Consider the following 1141-nt stretch of genomic DNA (forward strand, 5'->3'; position numbering starts at 1 on the left):
CTAGTGTCCTGCGCCGGAAATTCGCCTGATAAGTGGGTAGGGTGGTGGGATGCCGAGAACCGGGCGTCCCACTGCGCCGCTGACGCTGACCGACGATGAGCGAGCGACGTTGACGCGGTGGTCACGGCGGGCGAAGTCGTCGCAGGTCCTGGCGATGCGTTCGCGGATCATCCTGGCTTGTGCTGAAGGTGGGTCGAACATCGATGTCGCGAGGGATCTCGGGGTGCATTTGTCCACGGTGGGCAAGTGGCGGCGGCGGTTTCTGAAGCTACGGCTGGATGGGCTAATGGACGAGCAGCGACCGGGACGCCCACCGTCGATCAGCCTCGACCAGGTGGAGGACGTGGTGGTGACGACGTTGGAGCGGACCCCGCGCAACGCCACCCACTGGTCACGCAAGTCCATGGCCGAGAAGTCGGGGTTGTCGAAGTCCACGATCGGGCGGATCTGGCGTGACTTCGGCCTTAAGCCGCATCGGAGCGAGACCTTCAAACTGTCCACGGACCCGCTGTTCATCGAGAAGGTCGTCGACGTCGTCGGGCTCTACCATCACCCGCCCGAGCGGGCCGTCGTGCTCTGCGTTGACGAGAAGAGCCAGATCCAGGCCCTCGACAGGTCCCAGCCAGTCTTGCCGATGATGCCCGGCATGCCCGAACGGCGCACCCACGACTACGCCCGCAACGGCATCACCAGCCTGTTCGCCGCGTTCAACATCGCCGACGGCAGAGTGATCGGCGAGTTGCACCGCCAGCACCGCGCGACCGAGTTCCGAAAGTTCCTGATCACGATCGACAAGACGGTGCCGGCCGAGTTGGACGTACACCTGGTCTGCGACAACTACGGCACCCACAAGACCCCGACCGTGCGGGCCTGGCTGGCGAAACATCCCCGCTTCCACATGCACTTCACCCCGACCGGGTCGTCCTGGATCAACCAGGTTGAACGCTGGTTCGGCCACCTCACAGACCAGAAGATCCGCCGTGGCGCTCACAAGAGCGTCCAAGCCCTGGAAGCAGACATCCGCTCCTGGATCGCCGACTGGAACCGCGACCCACGGCCGTTTACCTGGACCAAGACCGCCGAAGAGATCCTCGAATCACTCGCACGATTTTGTAGGCGAATTTCCGGCGCAGGACACTAG

The 1141-nt window shown here is 63.9% G+C and carries 1 protein-coding gene; it reads left to right on the top strand.

What is annotated here, in order from left to right; translation table 11 throughout:
- The first annotated feature begins 49 nt into the window (after window positions 1-49).
- On the top strand, window positions 50-1141 hold the full coding sequence (locus AC0AIB_RS30985; RefSeq protein ID WP_465098043.1) for an IS630 family transposase: 1092 nt from the start codon (window positions 50-52) through the stop codon (window positions 1139-1141).

Source organism: Micromonospora sp. DSM 43699, from assembly GCF_055517075.1.